The organism is Providencia sp. Me31A (assembly GCF_050487165.1).
Classification (GTDB): domain Bacteria; phylum Pseudomonadota; class Gammaproteobacteria; order Enterobacterales; family Enterobacteriaceae; genus Providencia.
On the sequence record NZ_JBKQGZ010000006.1, the window covers coordinates 1 to 20,612 of the forward strand.

Genomic DNA, 20,612 nt, shown 5'->3' on the forward strand with positions numbered 1-20,612 from the left:
CGACACTCCAAGGAGGGGATAAATTGAGTATTCGGGCGTAAAGAGACTTTTCGTCCATGATAGTAATCCCTGATCATAAAATATGCATTATGATATTATCAGCCACCATAACAAGGGAAGTCCCATATACAATCAGGTATTGCATCCTCTTAAGGAGATACTATGTATCATCAATATTTAGCCGCACCGGAAAATTTTCCTAAACCGTGGGTTCATATTACAGCTGATGACGAAGGAATAAGCAGCATCTATTTTGTTGAAGAAAAAGTAGAAAAAGAAATTAAAAATGAATACACCAAACTTTGTGTTAAAGAATTAAAAGAATATTTTAATCACAAAAGGAAAATTTTTACGGTTCCTTTAAATCCTCAAGGAACGGAGTTCCAAAAAAAAGTGTGGAAACATTTGTGTGGCATCCCATATGGTGAACGTTGGAGTTATAAAGAGTTGGCTTTGAAATTAGGATCTGTGAATTATTGCCGTGCGGTAGGAATGGCGAACTCCCGTAATCCAATATCTTTAATTATCCCTTGTCACCGGGTTTTAGGGCATGACGGAAAATTAGTAGGTTACACAGGGGGGTTAGACATTAAAGATTGGTTACTTTTGCATGAGAGGTAAAGACTAAATAATTGGATATATCTAAAACTATTGGTTGGGCTAATTACTATTATCAAGAATTATTGGCTGGATTATAGGGAATTATTCCGACTAATAATAGATTTTTATCTTTTTAGTTAATTTTCGTGATCTAGGTTGTAGACAAGTAACTTAAAGATCTGATGTACTGAGCTTGATACAGATGGTGTGTCTATTTTATTTTAAAGGTAATAATTTGATGTCTAAAGTTAAAGGTAACGTTAAGTGGTTCAACGAGTCTAAAGGTTTTGGTTTTATCACTCCAGAAGATGGTAGCAAAGATGTATTTGTGCACTTTTCTGCGATTGCAAGCGAAGGTTTCAAAACCTTAGCAGAAGGCCAGAAAGTCGAATTTGAAATCACTGAAGGTGCTAAAGGCCCATCTGCTGTTAACGTTGTCTCTCTGTAATTTTAATAATTAACAATAGAAACGAACAGCTATAAACTCGCTCTAGTTATCTGGAGCGAGTTTTTTTATATTATTAATGTCTCAAAAGTCACTAAAGCAATAAAAAAGCCTGATTGAACACATAGGTTAACCAGGCTGATAGAAGTAGAATAAACCGTTATTTAACCTCTTCACCTTTAGCTTGTAAGTCAGCATGGTAAGAGGAGCGCACAAAAGGCCCACAAGCGGCATGGGTAAAGCCCATAGCCATAGCTTCTTCTTTCATCTCATCAAATTCTGCTGGGCTAACATAACGCTTTACAGGCAGATGGTGACGGCTTGGTTGCAAGTACTGTCCAAGAGTTAACATGGTAACGCCATGACGACGCAAATCACGCATAACCTCAATGATTTCCTCATTAGTTTCACCTAAACCGACCATTAAGCCTGATTTCGTTGGAATATCAGGGTGAGCTTCTTTAAATTTTTCAAGGAGCTTCAATGACCATTCATAGTTAGCACCAGGGCGAACTTGACGGTAAATACGTGGTACGTTTTCAAGGTTGTGGTTGAAAACATCGGGTGGTGTTGCAGTTAAAATCTCAAGTGCGCGATCCATTCTTCCACGGAAATCGGGTACTAATGTTTCAATTTTAATTGAGGGGCTTTTTTCTCTGATAGCTTGGATACAATCGGCAAAATGTTGTGCACCGCCATCACGTAGGTCATCGCGATCGACAGAAGTAATGACCACATAGCGTAATGCCATATCTTTAATGGTCTGTGCTAATTTTTCAGGCTCATTCGCATCGGGTGCATTAGGACGACCATGGGCGACATCGCAGAATGGACAACGGCGTGTACAAATCGCTCCTAGGATCATAAAGGTTGCTGTGCCGTGGTTAAAGCACTCAGAAAGGTTAGGGCAAGATGCTTCTTCACAGACAGAATGCAGCCCATTTTTGCGCATGGCAGCTTTAATGCCTTGAATGCGGGTAGAGTCAGCGGGAAGCCTAATTTTCATCCAGTCAGGTTTGCGTAGAATCTCTTCTCGTTCAGTCACGACGTTTTTGACAGGGATCAGCGCCATTTTGTCGGCGTCACGATATTTAATTCCACGTTCTATCTGAATTGGTTTACTCATAATATGATGGTTCCAGTTATCTTTTATGCTGATGGATAAATTTTAATTCTAAATAAAACCAAATGGGGGGTGTAATCCATTCATTAAAAAATTTTTTAAAAATGTTAAAAAATTATAGCATTATTATTGAACAATATGAAATCCCAGTGTGTCACAGAATTGAGCAATTAGCACAGGCTGAACATCAGATAATGACACTTTGGGAGCGAGATCACTAACTTGAGTCATCTTTAATCCACTGTAACCACAAGGGTTGATACGATTAAAAGGTTCAAGATCCATATCAATATTCAAAGCGAGCCCATGAAAAGAACATCCTTTTCTGATGCGCAGGCCTAAGGAGCAAATTTTGTCACCGTTAACATAAACACCAGGGGCATCAGGACGAGGGTAAGCATCAATATGAAAACTGGCTAATGTGTTAACAACCGTGTTTTCAAGGGCGGTCACTAATTCGCGAACCCCAAGCTTATTGCGTTTTAAGTCTAACATGACATACATGACTTGCTGACCTGGGCCATGGTAGGTGACTTGGCCTCCGCGATCGCTTTGAATGACAGGAATATCACCGGGAGCCAGTACATGCTCAGCTTTTCCTGCTTGGCCTTGAGTAAACACGCGAGGGTGTTCAACCAACCAGATTTCATCACAAGTTTCGGGGGTACGATGCTCTGTAAATTGGTGCATCGCATCAGAAATAGCTTGATATGGGGCTAGGCCGAGCTGGCGAATAATTATACTTCTCTCTGACAAAATTTGAGTGTCCACGTTGTCACTATCGTTGGCGCAGTATAACGCCTATATTTGCTAGACTTCAAGCTATCGAGATATGGACTTTTGGGATACTGATTTTATCAGGACTAGAATAATTAATTAGCTTATTAAGCTGGTAGAAACAAAAAACCGAACAGCTTCGATGCTATTCGGTTTCCAGTTAGTGATAACTTATAGTACAACTTTAACTAATTCTAACGCACCCAATTCGCTATACAAGGTTTCAACTTGCTCGATATGGGTGGCATTGATAGTAATAGAAACAGAGTGATACGTGCCTTTGCTACTAGGTTTTACCTCTGGTGAATAATCACCAGGTGCATGGCGTTGGATCACTTCAATCACTTGATCAACCAATTCAGGCTGTGCCAAGCCCATTACTTTGTAAGTCAATGGACATGGGAACTCAAGCAGTTCACCTAATTTCGTTTTCATGGGCACTCCTAATTTTTTAAATTTTGCCATTGGTTGAAAAAAAGGTTGGCTGGTAGTTTACCAGCCAACGATAAATATTCATCCAACAAACATTTCGATACTTTTTATATGGGGGTGACTTATTTCAGTTTCAAGTCTTAACCAAACCAACGATGAAATAACAATTTGATGTAATCAATCAAACGGCTGAAAAAGCCACCTTCTTCTACATCTTTCAGTACATATAATGGGTGTTGCTCGATAGTTTTACCATCGAGCTGGAAACTGATCGTACCGACTTGTTGGCCTTTAGACAAAGGTGCTTCCAGCTCCGTGGTTGATAACTCGTAACTTGCTTTTAAATCTTTTAAACGACCGCGTGGGATGGTGAGATATAAATCTTCAACTACACCTAATTTTACTTCGTTTTCATCACCAAACCAAACTGGCGCGCTGGCAAAATCAACACCGGCTTGTAATGGTTTGACTGTTTCATAGAAACGAAAGCCATAAGTGAGTAATTTTTTACTTTCCGCATCACGACCTTTGCTGCTTTTCCCTCCCATTACGACGGAGATCAAACGCATGTCTCCTTCAGTTGCCGAAGCAACTAAGTTATACCCTGCGGCATTGGTGTGGCCTGTTTTGATCCCATCAACAGCAAGGCTTTTGTCCCACAAGAGCCCATTACGATTAGTTTGACGGATATTATTGAAAGTAAACTCTTTTTCTTTATAGATTGCATACTCTTCAGGGACATCGCGCACTAATGCTTGACCGATAAGCGCCATATCGCGTGCTGAGCTATATTGACCTTCGGCATCTAAGCCATGAACCGTTTGGAAATGGGTATTTTGCAACCCTAACTTTTTCACGTAGCCGTTCATAAGCTGAACAAAGTTGCTTTGGTCACCGGCGATGTAATCGGCCATAGCAACACAAGCGTCGTTACCTGACTGTAAATTAATGCCACGGGTCAGCTGTGAAACACTAACTCTGTCTCCTGGTTTTAAAAACATTAATGATGAGCCTTTAAACACAGGATTACCTGTTGCCCATGCATCATCACCCACAGTCACAATATCATTGACACCAATCTTGCCTGACTTAATGGCTTGACCAATGACGTAACTGGTCATCATTTTGGTTAAACTTGCTGGGTCACGGCGTTGATCCGCATTACTTTCAGCAAGAACTTTTCCTGAATTGTAGTCAATTAAGATATAAGCTTCAGCGTCGATAGGCGGTGCTGCTGGGATTGGGGTATTAGGAAAAATTTCATTGGCATTTGCAATATTGGCAGTCAAAAGAAGCAGTGCGGAACCTAGCACTGTCAGACGCACGATGCGTGATAGAGCGACATTATTCATGGTTTTTACCATTACATCCGAAATTCGGTTAACACAAGGAGGCGCAGTTTAACAAAAGAATAAACTAATAAAAAAGGGACTTTTGTGTTACGCCAATTATTTTTGTCAGTTTAACGCTGCCATGCGTTAGATTGTATTTAATGATTTAAACAACCTAACGCACTTAAGCGATTAATTCATTTTTAAGGGGCGACTACCATCGAAGTTTGATTTCTTTCGGATTGTAGACGGCCTTGTACCTCAACAGCTTGCTGTCTTGTGGCAAATGGCCCTAATTGTACGCGGAAAATACCATTATAAGGCTGCAAGCGTCCAGGCACATTAAACTGGGTTTTCAATTCATTCAGCATACTTTGAGCATTACTTTGATTGCTAATTGCGCCCGCTTGAACGAGGAAACCACGTTCAGGTACTGCGTCTTCTGTTGCAGGAGGTGCTGCTGGCGCTGGGGCTTGTAAGCTCATATCGGGCATTGTTGGCTGCATAGGCTCTTTTGGCTGTTGAACAGGCAGGGTATTTTCAGGAATTGGCAAATTTTCCATGACAGGGGTACCCATTGGACCGGAGCCCAATTGTGGGCGACCTGGCAATGCGTAACTTTGTTTAACGAAATTAGAGCCAATTGTTCCTGTGCCTGAGAGCGTACCATCTTGAGCCACTTGGATGGCATCAATTTTAATTTTTGTGGTTGGCATTAAGTTCAAGCGGTCAGCGGTTGCCCGTGAAACAGCAATGCTCTTACCTTGAATGTAAGGCCCGCGATCATTAACCCGTACTACCATCATGCGGCCATTCATCATATTGGTGATGCGCACATAACTTGGAATTGGCAATGTTGGGTGGGCAGCGGTTAATTCCACCGGGTTTACGCGTTCGCCTATTGCAGTCATATTGCCTGCGGATTCTGCACCATAAATTGATGCATAACCAATTTGGGAAAACTGCGCAGGATCGCGAACGATTTGATATTGTTGCCCATTACGCGAATAGTCATTATTAGCCGTTGGGTGGAAAGGCTCATAATGAGGCTCTGCGCCTAAAACATCTTGAGTGGGCACATTGGTTGGCACTTGGGCAGGTTGCTTCACTTCTTCTGTCACACAGCCACTAAGTAGCGCGGCAGCGACGCCAAGCATTATCCATTGTAAACGCATACTAAGCCTCATTTTATAAACTTTTGGAAAGAAATTTTCGGTGTGTATGTATCGACATGATAATACCGAATCCAGCCATTAAAACAATTAAGGCGGAACCGCCGTAACTCACTAGAGGTAGGGGAACACCGACGACAGGTAATATACCACTGACCATGCCGATATTTACAAATACATAAACAAAAAGAATTAATATCAAACCGCCGACCATCACGCGTCCAAAGGTGTTTTGTGCGCTGGCGGCAATATATAACCCGCGAATAATCAGTAAAATATATAAGCCGAGCAGGATCAATACGCCCACTAAGCCAAGCTCTTCGGCTAATACAGCAAAAATAAAGTCAGTATGTCTTTCTGGTAAGAACTCTAGCTGTGATTGTGTTCCATGTAACCAGCCTTTACCCATTAGTCCACCGGAGCCAATCGCAATTTTTGATTGGATAATATGGTAGCCAGCGCCAAGCGGATCAGTTTCAGGGTCAAGTAGCATCATTACTCGAGCTCGTTGGTAATCATGCATCAAGAAGAACCATAACAGTGGAATAAAGGCGGCAAGGGCGATAGCAGCAATGGCAATCAGTCGCCAACTCATACCTGCGAGGAATAAGACAAATAGTCCTGAAGAGGCAACCAAAATAGATGTTCCAAGATCAGGTTGTGCGGCGACTAATAACGTTGGGACAAAAACGAGTACCAGTGCAATCAAGGTATTCTTGAATGAAGGTGGGCACAAATCTCGGTTCATAAAGCGCGCAACCATCAGTGGTACTGCAATTTTTGCTATCTCTGAGGGCTGGAAGCGGATAAAACCTAAATCTAACCAGCGCTGAGCTCCTTTGCTTATTTGCCCAAAAACATCCACAAAGATCAATAAAATGACACATAGGATGAACAGGTGTGGTGCCCAGTTTTCATACATACGTGGTGGAATCTGCGCCATGACAATCATGACAATTAAACCTGTGGCGATCTGCCCAAGCTTCCGTTCCATCATTTCGGGATCTTGCCCGCTAGCACTCCACATGATAAACGCACTATAAGCAAGTAAGGCGATGATGATCAATAGCATAGGCACATCTATGTGCAGACGTGTTGATAACGAAATTTTTTTCTTATCGTCTGTCATAATCTTTCTTGCTCACTGTATTTGATTGAGTCTTTTGCATCATCGGTCTTCCCCTACTGCGGTAGGTGCGGTTATGACCTCAGTACGATTATCACCAAGAAGAACATGGTCAAATATTTGTCGGACAATATCACCAACCGCAGGTCCTGCGCCCCCATTTTCTAAAATAATGGCAACCGCAATCGTTGGTTTATCATATGGGGCGTATGCAATCATTAATTTATGATCACGTAAGTGCTCTGCTAATTTGCTTGCATTATAAGTTTCATAGCTAAAGACCTGAGCTGTTCCCGATTTCGCAGCAACTTTATAAGGCGTGCCGATAAAGCTACGACGACCCGTCCCATTTGGCGCATTTGCAACGCCATACATACCGTGTTTAGCAAGCTCCCAGTATCCAGAATGAATATCCCCAATTTGGGTGGTTTCTTTGTCTTCATAAGGAACCATGGCATTACCAAGCTTTGTACCATAAAGTAAGTGAGGTGTTTTAACTTGACCATCATTAATTAATGTCATCAATGCTTTTGACATTTGGATGGGGGTTGCCGTCCAATAGCCTTGTCCAATCCCAACTGGGATAGTATCCCCTTGATACCAAGGCTTTTTATAGCGTTTTTGTTTCCACTCTCGGGTCGGCATAATACCAGAACGTTCTTCTGCAAGGTCAATACCTGTATATTCACCATAACCAAAGCGCGTCATCCATGCCGATAAGCGGTCAATACCCATATCATAAGCGACTTGGTAGAAAAAGGTATCCGCAGACTCAATAATTGATTTGAGTACATTCAATTTACCATGTCCCCAACGTTTCCAGTCACGGTAGCGTTTCTCAGAGCCGGGTAATTGCCACCAACCTGGGTCGAAAATCGTGGTGTTTGGTGTAATGACTTTTTCACTGAGTGCTGCAACCGAAATAAAGGGCTTAACCGTTGATGCAGGAGGATAAAGCCCTTGAGTCGCTCGGTTAATTAATGGCCGATCAGGGTTATTGAGTAACGCTTGATAGTTTTTGTTTGATATTCCGTTGACGAATAAGTTTGAGTCATAACTCGGATTAGATACTAGAGCCAATATTTCGCCATTGCGTGGGTCAGTAACCACAACAGCCGCACGGCTGGTGGTCAATATTTTTTCAATATAAATTTGTAACTCAAGGTCAATGGTCAAATAGATATCCCGACCTGCTTGAGGTGGCTGCTCATGAAGTTGGCGAATGACACGTCCACGGCTATTAACTTCAACTTCTTCATAGCCAGTTTTACCGTGCAAGACATCTTCATAGTAGCGCTCGATACCTAATTTACCGATGTCATGGCTAGCTGCATAGTTGGGCAATAAACCTTCTTTATCGAGTCGTTCAACGTCTTTATCGTTAATTTTTGCAACGTAACCAATGACATGTGTTAAGGCTGAGCCATATGGGTAAGAACGGCGTTGGTAACTTTTAACCTCTAACCCCGGAAAACGGTATTGATTAACAGCAAAGCGAGCCACTTGTACTTCAGTGAGTTGGGGTTTTAATGCGATGGATGTGAAGCGACGGGAACGCTTACGTTCTTTTTCAAAATTAGTGATGTCTTCGTCTGTTAAATCAACGACATCGCGTAGTTTATCTAAGGTTTCATTTAGGTTATCGACTTTTTCAGGCACAATTTCTAACTGATAAAATGTGCTATTCAGTGCCAGTTGTGTTCCTCGCCTATCATAAATAATGCCACGGCTTGGCGCGATAGGTACCAACTTAATTCGGTTATCATTTGACCGGGTTTGATAGTCCTCATGACGGACAATTTGCAGATGATACAAATTGGTCACGAGGATAGAGGTCAAAATGACAATCACACCCAGCGCTATGAGTGCGCGGCGGATAAACAAAACAGATTCAGCGGTATGATCGCGAAAAGGGGTGCGTTGTGTTTTCATCCCATTGCCATTTTGAACATATTCAAACCTGACTATTCCCTATGGTAGGGGTGATTAGTCGTAATACTCCAAGCGCGATAAAGACTTTCGGCAACAAGGACTCGTACTAGTGGATGTGGAAGCGTAAGAGGTGATAACGACCAGCTTTGCTCTGCGGCAGCTTTACATGCGGGAGCTAAGCCTTCAGGGCCACCGATCAATAAACTTACATTACGGCCATCTTGTTTCCACTTATCAAGTTGTACTGCCAATTTCGGCGTATCCCAACGATCTCCCGGAATATCAAGAGTCACAATAAGGTTGCCTTTACCGACAGCGGCAAGCATAAGCTCACCTTCTTTTTCTAAAATACGTTTAATATCTGCATTTTTCCCTCGTTTCCCTGCGGGGATTTCCGTTAATTCAAACGGCATATCTTTGGGGAATCGGTGGAGGTAATCCATAAAGCCGGTCTGGACCCAGTCCGGCATTTTTGTTCCAACGGCGATGAGCTGTAATTTCAAACTCAGCTCCAGAGTTTTTCTAGTTCGTACATACGGCGACTTTCATCTTGCATAATGTGGACGATAGCATCGCCAAGGTCGACTACGATCCAATCTGAAATACCTTGCCCTTCCACGCCTAATGGCATTAGGCCGTTTTTACGGCAAGCCTCTATTAATCTGTCAGCCACCGACATCAAATGACGGCTTGATGTCCCTGTACAGATGATCATTTGGTCAGTAATACTGGATTTTCCTTGGACATCGATAGTAATGATATCTTCTGCTTTTGCATCATCAAGCTGATCGATAATAAATTGTTGGAGTTCAGTTCCTTGCAAAAGGTTCACCTTTTATTCAAATAAACAGAATATAATGTTAAACACTGTTTGTAGTTTGTAGATAAATCGTTTTACTGATAACGCATGAATCAAACTCATTATCAGCCGCCCTATTTTACCCTAGATTTTAAGAAAAATCGGCTAAATTCTTTTTTATTCATTGTGGGGGGAAATTTATAGTCATATCTGCGCATTGAGCAAGAAGTTTGTGTTAACTTTACAATATAGACTCGAAAACTATCACTCTGACAAATATTTTAGAATGAAAAGTGTGGTGTAAAATGACTAAGCCAAGCGTTTTTATATTTGAAGGGGATAATCAAATACCGATTAATATCCAGCAACAGGTTATACCTATTGTGAAACTGATGACGCATAATGTGCAAGAAAAGGTGAAAGATAAAGCGGCTGGTATTATTTTCCCCACACAAAGTGCTTATCAATTAATAGGGTTATATCCCGCGAGTATACCTATTTTGCTGAGCGATAAATTACAGGATATTGATAGCTGGGACTGTTTTTTAACTCAATTATATGTATTACAGCGGCTTGAGAATTTATATCTTAATTTAACTCACTCTGAAGTCATTCAATTTCATAGCTGCCATAAGTACCTGATAATGGCATATTCCCCTGTAGGCTATAAGTTTACAGGGCGGCTAGTGGCGAGTATGCAAAAGAACGCCGATCTCCACGTTTTTTTCAATTATTATAAAGTGTGCTTAATGGAAATATTTGCATCAATTCCTACAAGGAATATTCAAGTGAACGCCCTTAGTCATATGCAAGGATATTTTAAACGTAAGGCAACGAAAGATGAGAAAAAACGGTTATTATGGCTTATCAATGATTACCGAGAAGGACATTTACCAATAAGCCAGCCGTTAACCATGATGCGCCAATTATTGGAACAATATCCAGATAACTATTTAAGTAAGCAATATTTTTTCAAGCCTTACCCTAACTGTGTTACGGTAAGAGAAATACCTTACCGTTGATAGAGATGCTGTTGGTGAATATATTGTAAAACAGCGTCAGGGATCAATTCGCTACATGAATCGCCGGTATTAAGTTTTTTACGGATTTGTGTTGCAGATATATTCACTAATGGTGTATTACCAATAAAAATATAGCCATTAGCAGTTTGATTGAGCCGCACCGGGTCTAGCGTTTGATGTTGTGAGAGCCATGCGTGCATTATCGGGTCTGAAAATTGCGTAGCATAACCTGGACGCGCGCATACCAATAAGTGGCAGTTATCTAATATTCTTTCCCATCCATGCCAAGTATTAATTGAGAGTAATGAATCTTGCCCAATAATAAACGCAAGAGGTTGAGTGGCTCCCATTTCTTGGCGTAATTGTACCAGTGTTTCAATTGTGTAAGATGGCGAGTTTTTCTCAAGTTCCCGCGTATCAATGGTAAATAATGGGGTATCTTGAATAGCCAACTTCACCATTTCCAAACGTTGTAATGGGCTAGCTTCTGGCTGTGGTCGATGAGGTGGCACATGATTAGGAAGTAAAATGACTTTTTCTAAGCCTACTTGCTTGGCTAATGCTTCAACAGGGCGTAAATGACCATAATGAATAGGGTCAAAGGTTCCACCAAACAAAGCTTGTAAGCCGCTAACTTCTTTTTGTGAAGCCATGAATAAAATTCTCTGCGAATGTTTTTCCGCATAATAACATAGACAGCGATTGTAAGTCTGGCCAAGCAGAGTGGCCAAAGTCTTGCTTAATATTAATTTCTGCTTGTGCTAATAGCATTAATGCAGATTGCAATTGTTGCAGAGTTAAACGTTGTAGGGCTTCCGTGAGCAATCCCCGACGGTTTTGCCAAACTTTGTGTTGGTCAAATAACACTTTTAGCGATGCTGTCGCTGATTGGCGTTTTAAGGTAATGAGTAGCATTAATTCACGTTGTATAGAACGCAATAAAATAACGGGTTCGACATCTTCTTTTTGAAGCTGCTCCAAGATATGCCATGAACGACGTGATTTACCTGCGAGTAATGCATCGACCCACTGATACGGCGTAAAGTGAGCAGAATCATTGACTGCACTTTCTACGCGAGGGTAGGTGAGCTTTCCATCTGGATAAAGTAATGATAGTCGTTCAAGTGTTTGAGCTAAACCGAGCAGATTTCCTTCATAGCAATAGCAAAGTAATTGGTTGGCTTCAGTTTCTATAGAGAGGCGCATACTGTAAGCCCGCTTAGACACCCATTGAGGTAAGCGTTGGTATTCAGGTGTCAAGCAACTGATGTAAATTGCATCTTGGCTGATAGCTTTAAACCAACCACTATTTTCTTGAGCTTTGGTGAGTTTATGTCCCCGTAGCATCAGCAATAAATCGGGGTGCAGTAATTGAGCTAACTGAGTTAGCTTTTCAGCCATGGCCGCATTAGGACCATTTTCAGGTAACAACAATGTGAGTGTTTGGCGGCTAGCAAAGAGACTAAGAGCCTGACATAGGCCAAAAATTTCGTCCCAATCCGTATTTTGCTCTAAAGAGAAAGTAAAGTGTTCCTCAAAGCCTTGCTCTTGTGCAGCTTTGCGGATGGCATCTTGGCTTTCTTGTAGAAGGAGGGGCTCATTGCCCCAAATTAAATAGCGGCCTCTTAGAGACTCTTGTAACGAAGAGGCCAATTGTTCAGGGTAAATACGCGTCATTATGGTTGAGTATTCGTATCAGCCGCTTGGTTTTTTGCTTTTTCAAGCTCCGCTGAGTGAACAAGTAGTAGTTTTCGCACGAGAATACGTGCGGCCTGCTCTTGCATTTCTTGCCTAACAATCTCTTTTTCTGCATCTTTTGCAAGTGCTTCTAAAGGGTTGTCGAAGAACGTGCGCTCAACACGACTTTGCAGTGGGTAGACAGCGCCATCAGGCATTAACACTTGCGCATTCATAGTTAGCGTTAATTGCTTCTCTGCAGCTTTACCATCTTGATAAATCGAAACAGTTTCCGTGTTTTCATTGGAGCTGACGATTTTCAAAATAGGGACGCTGGCGTTGCCCGTTTCGATAAGCTTAACGTTATTGAGTCGTAGTTGTTCCCTGAGCGCTCTGGTTTGGTAGCCGTATGGGTCGCTGGAACTTAGCTGTAAGGTTTTCAGTTCTTCAGGGATCTGGGTTGTTCCTTGAAGACGAAAACCGCAGCCTGCGGTGACTAGCACCGCAAGACTCAAAAATAAAGTGATCAGATAGCGCACTTGGCCTCCTTATCAGCCAACAACCTAATATTAACCTACAACAAGGTTTAGCAATTTGCCTGGAACATAGATTACTTTGCGTATACTAACCTCTTCAAGGTATTTCGACACACTAGGCTCTTGTTGCGCCATTTCTAAGACAAACTCTTGAGTGGCATCCGCAGGAATGGTAATACGGCCACGAACCTTACCATTGACTTGAACGACAATCAGTTTAGTGTCATCAATCATGGCGTTCTCATCAGCAACAGGCCATTGTGCAAAATCGATGTCTGTTTGGTGACCTAGCGCTTTCCACATTTCAAAGCAAGCATGTGGAATGATTGGTGATAGCATCAGAGTAATGGCTTCGAGTGACTCTTGGACTAATGCACGGTCTTGTTCGGTTTCTTGTGGTGCACGAACTAATTTGTTTAAGAACTCCATGATGGCAGCAATCGCGGTATTGAATGCGTAACGACGACTGAAATCATCAGAGACTTTAGCGATTGTTTTGTGCAGATCACGGCGTAAGTCTTTTTGCTCAGGTGTTAATGCACTGATATCTAAAGGAGAGGTGGCTCCTTTTTGAGAATGTTCATGCACTAAACGCCACACACGACGAACAAAGCGGTTAGCACCTTCAACGCTAGATTCTTGCCACTCAAGAGTTAACTCTGGTGGAGCTGCAAACATCATGAATAAGCGAACCGTATCTGCGCCGTATTTTTCTACCATTAGCTGTGGATCGATACCGTTATTTTTAGACTTAGACATTTTGCTCATACCGGTATAAACCAGTTCATGGCCTTCACTGTCTACGGCTTTAGTAATACGGTTTTTGTCATCACGTTCAACAATGGCGTCAGCTGGAGAAACCCAAACACGCTGACCATCGCTGCCAATATAATAGAATGCATCAGCAAGTACCATGCCTTGGCATAGTAGACGTTTTGCGGGTTCATCTGAGTTGACTAACCCTGCATCGCGCATCAATTTATGGAAAAAACGGAAATACATTAAGTGCATGATGGCGTGTTCGATACCACCAATATATTGGTCTACAGGTAACCAATAGTTAGCCGCAGCTGGGTCTAACATGCCGTCATCATACTGTGGGCAGGTATAACGCGCGTAGTACCAAGAGGATTCCATAAAGGTATCAAAGGTATCTGTTTCACGTAGCGCAGGTTGACCGTTAATGGTCATTTTTGCCCACTCAGGATCGGCTTTAATTGGGCTAGTGATACCATTCATAACCACATCTTCAGGCAGGATCACGGGCAGTTGGTCTTCAGGAACAGGAACAACAGTGCCGTCTTCCAAGGTTGCCATTGGGATAGGTGCACCCCAGTAACGTTGACGAGAAACACCCCAGTCACGTAAGCGATAGTTAACTTTACGTTGGCCTGCGCCCAGAGCAACCAGTTTGTCTGAAATCGCATTGAAGCCAGCTTGGTTCTCTAGTCCACTGAACTCACCTGAATTAATCAGTGCGTTTTTCTCTGTCATTGCTTCTTGGGATAAATCAGGTTCGTTACCCTCTGCATCGGCAATAACCGCTTTGATTGGTAAGTTATATTTGTGCGCAAACTCCCAGTCACGTTGGTCGTGAGCAGGAACCGCCATAACCGCACCAGTGCCGTATTCCATTAAGACAAAGTTGGCAACCCAAATAGGCAGTTTTTCTTGGGTTAATGGATGTATAACGAATAAACCTGTTGCCATCCCTTTTTTATCCATGGTTGCCATATCCGCTTCTGCGGTTTTGGTGTTACGGCATTCATCAATAAATTGCGCTAATTCGGGATTATTAGTGGCAGCTTCTTTTGCTAGAGGATGACCTGCGGCAACAGCCACATAAGTCGCCCCCATAAAGGTATCAGGACGAGTGGTATAAACCGTTAAGGTTTCATCGCGTTCGGCAACATTAAAGGTGATCTCAGTTCCTTCGGAACGACCAATCCAGTTACGTTGCATGGTTTTAACTTGCTCTGGCCAATCCTCTAATTTATCGAGGTCGTTGAGCAACTCTTCTGCATAGTCTGTAATTTTGATGAACCATTGTGGAATTTCTTTGCGTTCAACGGGGGTATCACAACGCCAGCAACAACCATCAATCACTTGTTCATTAGCTAAAACAGTTAAGTCATGTGGGCACCAGTTAACCGCAGAGGTTTTTTTGTACACTAAACCTTTTTCATACAGTTTAGTAAAGAACCATTGTTCCCAACGATAATATTCAGGAGTACAAGTAGTGACTTCACGATCCCAATCATAACCGAAACCCAGCATTTTTAACTGGCTTTTCATGTAATCAATATTGGCATAAGTCCAAGGCGCTGGTGCGGTGTTGTTTTTAACCGCAGCACCTTCAGCGGGTAGACCAAACGCGTCCCAACCAATTGGTTGAAGAACGTTTTTCCCTAACAAACGCTGGTAACGAGAAATAACGTCACCCATGGTGTAGTTACGTACATGGCCCATGTGTAGTCGACCAGAAGGGTAAGGAAGCATGGACAGGCAGTAGTATTTTTCTTTGCTGTTGTCTTCAGTCACTTTGAAAGTTGCTTTTTCATCCCAGTGACGCTGTACTTTAGGCTCTATATCTTCTGGACGATATTGTTCTTGCATGGCACCGATAATCCTATGGTGAATAAATGCTACATCAGTAGCGTGAATGTCTTTCTTAGTTAAGATGTGCATAGCATAGCGGATCTGCACCGAAAACAACAATAGTTGATTAGCTGAACCTACGGGGGAAGCCGGATATTGCTTTTCAGGGAGCGGATCAGGATATTTTACGCTGATAGCCAGACAACTTAACTAAAAAGTCGGCTAAATGGTAGTGGTTTGTTGAACTATTTCAAATTCCGCAAGTGGTTATTTGCCGATAAACGTAAAAAGGTACATTTATATTCAGTACAAAAGAGCATCAATCCCTTAATAAGATGAAAATATTACGCATAAATTAAGGGGAAGATTAAAGAGGAGGAGAACATCGAATGGTTAAAATGAAAGCGCAATGTCACTGTGGCGCGGTAAAGTTCACTGTTGTATTAAAAGATGGTTTTAATACAGCTAGGCGTTGTAACTGTTCTTTTTGTTCCATGAGAGGAGCTATCGCAGTTTCTGCATCATTATCTGGCGTCAACATTCTTGAAGGTGAAGAAAAGTTGACTCAGTACCGCTTTAACACTCATCAAGCGGTACATTATTTTTGCTCAACATGTGGCATTTACACTTTCCATCAAAGACGCTCGAACCCAGAAGAATATGGCATTAATGTGGCATGTTTAGAGGGCGTTTCTCCATTTGATTTTGCGGAGGTGAAAGTGATGGATGGAATACATCATCCAAAAGATGGTGGAGGGGGGATTATTGGGCAGATTATTTATAAAAAGTTGCAGAAAACCTAATGGTTTCCTGCAATGTAATAAATGAATTTAGTGTAAGATTTTAGCGAGGAAATCTTTTGCTCTATCAGACTGAGGATTAGCGAAAAAGTCTTCTTTTTTACTGTCTTCAACAATCTTGCCTTCATCCATAAAAATAACACGATTAGCCACTTTTTTGGCGAAACCCATTTCATGGGTAACCACCATCATGGTCATGCCTTCATTGGCTAATTCAACCATAACATCTAAGACTTCGTTGATCATTTCAGGGTCTAGCGCTGAAGTTGGTTCATCAAATAACATTGCTATTGGGTCCATACACAGCGCTCGAGCGATAGCGACACGTTGTTGCTGTCCCCCTGAAAGCTGAGCTGGGAATTTATTGGCATGGCTGGATAAACCCACGCGTTCCAATAATTTCAAACCTTTTGCTTCAGCTTCTTTTTTATCGCGGTTTAATACTTTAACCTGCGCTAATGTCAGATTTTCAATAATCGACAAATGAGGAAATAGCTCGAAGTGTTGGAATACCATCCCAACTTTAGAGCGAAGTTTTGCAAGGTCAGTTTTTTTGTTATTAACTTGAATATCATTCACAAAAATCTCACCCTGTTGAATAGGTTCTAAACCATTCACTGTTTTTATTAATGTGGATTTACCAGAACCAGATGGCCCGCACACCACCACAACTTCGCCTTTTTTAACTTCAGTTGTGCAGTCTGTAAGCACCTGAAATTGGCCATACCATTTGGATACATTTTTCAGGGTAATCATGAAACAGTCCTTTTCTTAAGATAATTCACCAACATAGAAGCGCCAAAACTGATAATAAAGTACACCAGACCTGCAAACAGTACCATCTCTACCTGCGTGCCATCGCGTTCTCCAATATTCGTAGCAGTACGGAAAAAGTCCGTTAAGCTAAGCACATATACCAGTGAAGAGTCTTGAAATAACACAATACCTTGAGTTAACAACAGAGGTATCATCGCCTTAAAAGCCTGTGGCAAGATAATCAAACGCATAGTTTGCATGTGAGTCATACCCAACGCTAATGCAGCGGAGGCCTGACCGCGTGAAATACTTTGAATTCCTGCACGAATGATCTCAGAGTAATAGGCCGCTTCAAAAAGAGAGAAGGCTATCATTGCTGAAATTAAACGAATATCATTTTTTGGTGATAAGCCTAGAACATTTTGTAATAAGTTAGGCACAATTAAGTAAAACCACAGCAAAACCATGACAAGTGGGACTGAACGGAAGGTATTAACATACAGTGCCGCAAACCAACTGATTGGTTTAAAGGTGGATAATCGCATAACGGCTAATACCGTTCCCCACAAAATCCCGACGACAATGGCCGTTAATGTAATTTTTGCGGTAACAATAAAACCATCAATGAGGAAGGGCATACTTGGCGCAATTGAGCTCCAATCAAAATCATAAATCATCTTATCGCCCTCCTATGGTGCCAGGTAAACGCACTTTTCGTTCAAGTAACGTCATTAAAATCATAATGATGACGTTAATACCGACATAAGCTAACGTAATGGCAGTGAATGATTCCCACGCATGTGCGGAATAATCCAACAATTTTCCAGCTTGAGCTGCCATATCGACTAAGCCGATGGTGGATGCAATAGCTGAATTTTTAACCAAATTTAGCATTTCGGATGTCATTGGTGGCAAAATGACGCGGTAGGCATTAGGTAATAAGACGTAGCGATAGGTCTGCGGCAATGTCAGCCCCATCGCAAGTGCTGCATTTTTTTGCCCTCTGGGTAGCGATTGAATGGCGGCGCGAACTTGCTCTGTCATACGTGCTGCGGTAAATAGTCCAAGGCATAACATTGAAGAGATAAAAAACTGATAGTTAGGATCTAAATCCATTTTAAACCAATCCCCAATTGAGCGAGGGAGCAACTCAGGGATCACCAAGTACCAAGTAAAGAATTGCACGATAAGTGGCACATTACGGAATAATTCAACATATGCAGTACCCCAAAATGCTAAAAAACGATTAGGCACGGTGCGTAGAATACCGAAAAATGAACCAACTAAGAATGCGATAATCCATGCGCAAATGGAAAGCGTGACAGTGACTTCAAGGCCAGATATTAGCCACCCTAAATACGTGGTATTCCCAAACGGGGCTTCTTGAAAGAAGATCCCCCAATTCCAATTAATAGACATGATATTGACTTCCCGTGGGCGATTAATGAGTCCCGAATACTGCGAAGAGTGAGCAAGGCGGGGAACGACCGCCTTGCATCTCTTTGGCAACTACAGCAGTAACACCCTGTTTGTCGTTTTTATTAGTTTAATGCTTTATCGTTTGGCGCTTTAAACAGCGCTTTCATTTCGTCAGATAAAGTAAATTTCAAATTCAGATTTTTGGGTGGAATAGGTTGGTTGAACCAACGGTCAAAGGATTTTTCAGCCGTACCTGACGTTTGTGCATTGGCAATCGCTTCATCAACCAGTGCTTTAAATTGCGGGTCATCTTTACGCAACATACAACCATAGGCTTCTTCAGTTTGTGGTTTGCCTACGATCTCCCAAATATCAGGTTTCTTTGCTTTCGCACGCTCACCAGCTAACAGTGCATCATCCATCATAAAGGCAACGGCACGACCAGATTCTAAAGTACGGAATGAATCACCGTGGTCTTTCGCACTGATAATGCGCATTTTCATGTTTTTTTCGTCATTTAATTGATTTAAGAGGATTTCAGACGTTGTTCCTGAGGTAACAACCACATTTTTCCCAGCTAAATCAGCAAAGTCTTTCACGCCAGAATCTTTCTTAGCTAATAGACGGGTTCCTACAACGAAAATCGTATTTGAGAAAGCGGCTTGTTTTTGTCTTTCTACGTTATTGGTTGTAGAACCGCACTCGAAATCAAATGTGCCATTTTGCAGTAATGGAATACGGTTTTGTGAAGTAATTGGAATTAACTTAACTTGTAAATCAGGCATATTCAGTTTTTTCTTTACTGCATCGACGATTTCATTGGAATAATCCTGTGAATATCCAACCACTTTTTGATTATTGTCATAATAGGAAAATGGCACTGAAGATTCACGATGACCAACAACTATTACACCGTTGTCTTTGATTTTTTTCAGAGTACCGTTCAATTCTTCTGCTTGAACTGCACAGGTTGCACCTAAAATCATCATCGATAATACAAGCTTACTTATACGCATAATTACAGCTCCTTTAGAACATCGGTGTAAACCCGTCGTAATTTAAATGCTACTAAAATAGATAACGCCTAAATTACTGTGGCTTTGTTGTGTTGTGTTCGCAGATATTTCGTGGATTTTGTCCATGCCACGATTATCGGCTATATGTTTTATTATTGTTAAAAAGTAATTAAATTTGTTACATATTGAAAACGAAATGTTTCAATTTCGGGAGCTATCTCGCATATTATTTGGCGAGTTTTTGAATTACCGCACTAACATGGTCAGTAGTTGCTAAAATTTGTATAAAACGGATAGTTGTGTACTGTTAGGGTGCAAACTACCTTGTTTTTCTTTTGATCTGTGGAGCATGGCAATATCTATGCCTAATTTTATGGGGAACGTATTTTTGTTGAATTGAATTAAAAGGAGGGATTATTTGTAAAGTTAAATGATGGTGCTTGTAAGGAATGTTTTGCTGTGTAAGATGTAACCTCAATTTAACTTATAGTTATGTTATAGATGGAGTAACGGTATCAATCAAAGTTTGGTTCCTATCGTTATGGCTGTTAAAATCATATAATTGGTGTTATTTCAGGAAGATATACCGAGATAAGCATGAACAGGCATTTAAAATTAGGTAAAGGATTAGTGATACTCGCCTGTCTGATGGTGTTGATTTGTATGAATCAACGTGCTGTCGGAGAGCGTCTGTTCGCCAATTTTTTTGTGCCCGATGTTTTAGTGCAAGCACAGAATTCCGCTGGGTCTAATTTTACCTATTTAGAACAATCTCAGTTAAAACAGAGTGATAACAACAGCACACACCTTTCTAGTTGTGAGTTGAGCGAGAAGTCGTTAATGACGTTATTACCTGCTGTTATTGAACCATTCTTCTTTATGTTTTTTTCTTTCGCTGCATTAATGCTAATTTGCGCTAATCTACTCATATTTAGAGCAAACAATGAAGAGAAACATGCCCCTCCACGAGTCAGACGACACTTACAATTTTGTAACCTTCGGAATTAGCGCACAACAAATAGGGATCTGTTTGTGTCATTTTTTCTGGAGG

At 41.5% G+C, this 20,612-nt stretch carries 22 protein-coding genes; 5 read left to right on the top strand and 17 right to left on the bottom strand.

The features are described 5' to 3' along the window. Positions 1-162: 162 nt before the first annotated feature. Positions 163-621, top strand: a complete 459-nt coding sequence (locus ACLPIE_RS06050) for a methylated-DNA--[protein]-cysteine S-methyltransferase (RefSeq protein ID WP_430260614.1) — start codon at positions 163-165, stop codon at positions 619-621. Positions 622-838: 217 nt separating this feature from the next. Beyond that, positions 839-1,048 carry a transcription antiterminator/RNA stability regulator CspE gene (cspE, locus tag ACLPIE_RS06055; RefSeq protein WP_014657708.1) on the top strand — a complete coding sequence of 70 codons (210 nt, stop codon included), beginning with the start codon at positions 839-841 and terminating at the stop codon, positions 1,046-1,048. Positions 1,049-1,205: 157 nt separating this feature from the next. Here the strand turns inward: cspE and lipA are convergent, their stop codons facing one another. From lipA to rsfS, 9 genes are all read right to left on the bottom strand, one after another. Next, positions 1,206-2,171: a lipoyl synthase gene (gene lipA, locus ACLPIE_RS06060; RefSeq protein ID WP_430260616.1), complete on the bottom strand. Its 966-nt coding sequence runs from the start codon at positions 2,169-2,171 to the stop codon at positions 1,206-1,208. 123 nt (positions 2,172-2,294) lie between these two features. After that, positions 2,295-2,939 carry a lipoyl(octanoyl) transferase LipB gene (gene lipB, locus ACLPIE_RS06065; RefSeq protein WP_430260618.1) on the bottom strand — a complete coding sequence of 215 codons (645 nt, stop codon included), beginning with the start codon at positions 2,937-2,939 and terminating at the stop codon, positions 2,295-2,297. 177 nt (positions 2,940-3,116) lie between these two features. Then, positions 3,117-3,380, bottom strand: coding sequence for a DUF493 family protein YbeD (gene ybeD, locus ACLPIE_RS06070; RefSeq protein WP_430260620.1), 264 nt, complete (start codon positions 3,378-3,380; stop codon positions 3,117-3,119). Positions 3,381-3,517: 137 nt separating this feature from the next. Further along, a complete protein-coding gene (gene dacA, locus ACLPIE_RS06075) occupies positions 3,518-4,729 on the bottom strand; it encodes a D-alanyl-D-alanine carboxypeptidase DacA (RefSeq protein WP_430260622.1) in 1,212 nt (403 codons plus the stop codon). Positions 4,730-4,911: 182 nt separating this feature from the next. Further along, positions 4,912-5,883 carry an endolytic peptidoglycan transglycosylase RlpA gene (gene rlpA, locus ACLPIE_RS06080; protein WP_430260624.1) on the bottom strand — a complete coding sequence of 324 codons (972 nt, stop codon included), beginning with the start codon at positions 5,881-5,883 and terminating at the stop codon, positions 4,912-4,914. A 13-nt stretch (positions 5,884-5,896) separates the two neighbouring features. After that, positions 5,897-7,009, bottom strand: coding sequence for a peptidoglycan glycosyltransferase MrdB (mrdB, locus tag ACLPIE_RS06085; protein ID WP_430260626.1), 1,113 nt, complete (start codon positions 7,007-7,009; stop codon positions 5,897-5,899). A gap of 39 nt (positions 7,010-7,048) precedes the next feature. After that, positions 7,049-8,938, bottom strand: a complete 1,890-nt coding sequence (gene mrdA / locus ACLPIE_RS06090; protein ID WP_430260628.1) for a peptidoglycan DD-transpeptidase MrdA — start codon at positions 8,936-8,938, stop codon at positions 7,049-7,051. A 32-nt stretch (positions 8,939-8,970) separates the two neighbouring features. After that, positions 8,971-9,441, bottom strand: a complete 471-nt coding sequence (gene rlmH, locus ACLPIE_RS06095) for a 23S rRNA (pseudouridine(1915)-N(3))-methyltransferase RlmH (RefSeq protein WP_430260630.1) — start codon at positions 9,439-9,441, stop codon at positions 8,971-8,973. Between the two features lie 2 nt (positions 9,442-9,443). Next, positions 9,444-9,770, bottom strand: a complete 327-nt coding sequence (gene rsfS, locus ACLPIE_RS06100; RefSeq protein WP_080641496.1) for a ribosome silencing factor — start codon at positions 9,768-9,770, stop codon at positions 9,444-9,446. Between the two features lie 272 nt (positions 9,771-10,042). Here rsfS and ACLPIE_RS06105 point away from each other — a divergent pair, with 272 nt between their 5' ends. Beyond that, positions 10,043-10,759 (top strand): YbgA family protein, encoded by a 717-nt coding sequence (locus ACLPIE_RS06105; RefSeq protein WP_430260632.1) that lies wholly within the window; start codon positions 10,043-10,045, stop codon positions 10,757-10,759. Here the strand turns inward: ACLPIE_RS06105 and nadD are convergent. From nadD to leuS, 4 genes are read right to left on the bottom strand one after another with little or no spacing between them, the layout of a single operon-like run. Next, positions 10,750-11,412 (bottom strand): nicotinate-nucleotide adenylyltransferase, encoded by a 663-nt coding sequence (nadD, locus tag ACLPIE_RS06110; protein ID WP_430260634.1) that lies wholly within the window; start codon positions 11,410-11,412, stop codon positions 10,750-10,752. The genes ACLPIE_RS06105 and nadD overlap by 10 nt on opposite strands. Then, entirely contained in the window at positions 11,390-12,436 is a 1,047-nt protein-coding gene (gene holA, locus ACLPIE_RS06115) for a DNA polymerase III subunit delta (protein WP_430260636.1), read from the bottom strand. The genes nadD and holA overlap by 23 nt, the downstream gene beginning before the upstream one ends. Beyond that, a complete protein-coding gene (gene lptE, locus ACLPIE_RS06120) occupies positions 12,436-12,975 on the bottom strand; it encodes an LPS assembly lipoprotein LptE (protein WP_430260638.1) in 540 nt (179 codons plus the stop codon). Before lptE ends, holA begins: the two co-directional genes overlap by 1 nt. 30 nt (positions 12,976-13,005) lie before the next feature. Then, positions 13,006-15,588 (bottom strand): leucine--tRNA ligase, encoded by a 2,583-nt coding sequence (gene leuS, locus ACLPIE_RS06125; RefSeq protein ID WP_430260640.1) that lies wholly within the window; start codon positions 15,586-15,588, stop codon positions 13,006-13,008. Positions 15,589-15,959: 371 nt separating this feature from the next. Here leuS and ACLPIE_RS06130 point away from each other — a divergent pair, with 371 nt between their 5' ends. Next, positions 15,960-16,373, top strand: a complete 414-nt coding sequence (locus ACLPIE_RS06130; protein WP_430260642.1) for a GFA family protein — start codon at positions 15,960-15,962, stop codon at positions 16,371-16,373. 27 nt (positions 16,374-16,400) lie between these two features. On the opposite strand, the gene ACLPIE_RS06135 is transcribed toward ACLPIE_RS06130, so the two are convergent. The 4 genes from ACLPIE_RS06135 to ACLPIE_RS06150 all read right to left on the bottom strand — a co-directional run bounded on the left by ACLPIE_RS06135 (position 16,401) and on the right by ACLPIE_RS06150 (position 19,561). Continuing rightward, the gene (locus tag ACLPIE_RS06135; protein ID WP_004257041.1) at positions 16,401-17,126 is read right to left on the bottom strand and encodes an amino acid ABC transporter ATP-binding protein; all 726 of its coding nucleotides are present in this window, start codon (positions 17,124-17,126) and stop codon (positions 16,401-16,403) included. Further along, the gene (gltK, locus tag ACLPIE_RS06140) at positions 17,123-17,800 is read right to left on the bottom strand and encodes a glutamate/aspartate ABC transporter permease GltK (protein ID WP_430260800.1); all 678 of its coding nucleotides are present in this window, start codon (positions 17,798-17,800) and stop codon (positions 17,123-17,125) included. Before gltK ends, ACLPIE_RS06135 begins: the two co-directional genes overlap by 4 nt. Before the next feature lie 4 nt (positions 17,801-17,804). Beyond that, on the bottom strand, positions 17,805-18,545 hold the full coding sequence (locus ACLPIE_RS06145) for an amino acid ABC transporter permease (RefSeq protein ID WP_430260644.1): 741 nt from the start codon (positions 18,543-18,545) through the stop codon (positions 17,805-17,807). 122 nt (positions 18,546-18,667) lie between these two features. Then, positions 18,668-19,561, bottom strand: a complete 894-nt coding sequence (locus ACLPIE_RS06150; protein ID WP_430260646.1) for an amino acid ABC transporter substrate-binding protein — start codon at positions 19,559-19,561, stop codon at positions 18,668-18,670. Positions 19,562-20,158: 597 nt separating this feature from the next. On the opposite strand from ACLPIE_RS06150, the gene ACLPIE_RS06155 reads away from it, so the two are divergent. After that, entirely contained in the window at positions 20,159-20,569 is a 411-nt protein-coding gene (locus ACLPIE_RS06155; RefSeq protein WP_430260648.1) for a metal resistance protein, read from the top strand. Positions 20,570-20,612: the final 43 nt, after the last annotated feature.